The organism is Myxococcus sp. AM010, assembly GCF_013372585.1.
In the GTDB taxonomy this organism is placed as follows: Bacteria; Myxococcota; Myxococcia; order Myxococcales; family Myxococcaceae; genus Myxococcus; species Myxococcus vastator.
Genome location: NZ_JABXEO010000264.1, coordinates 1 through 381 on the forward strand (window position 1 = coordinate 1; position 381 = coordinate 381).

General features: G+C 58.3%; 1 protein-coding gene. It reads left to right on the forward strand.

The features are described 5' to 3' along the window. Positions 1-22 precede the first annotated feature (22 nt). The coding region (locus HV826_RS36605) for a nitroreductase family protein (protein ID WP_176421596.1) at positions 23-381 on the forward strand (359 nt) is incomplete at its 3' end.

A 381-nucleotide genomic window follows, 5' to 3' on the forward strand; every position in this document is an offset into this window, starting at 1 on the left:
CTGTAAACTGTGAGGAAGAGTTATGGATATCGTATCGGTCGCTTTGAAGCGCTATTCCACCAAGGCCTTTGACGCCACGAAAAAGCTGACTGCCGGGGAAGCGGAACAGCTGAAAACGCTGCTGCAGTACAGCCCGTCTAGCACCAACTCCCAGCCGTGGCACTTTATTGTCGCCAGCACCGATGAAGGGAAAGCTCGCGTGGCGAAAGCCGCCAGCGGCACCTACGTGTTCAACGAACGTAAAATTCTCGACGCCTCGCACGTGGTGGTGTTCTGCGCGAAAACCGCGATGGACGACGCCTGGCTGCAGCGCGTGGTGGATCAGGAAGAGGCCGATGGCCGTTTCGCCACCCCGGACGCAAAAGCCGCTAACCACAAGGG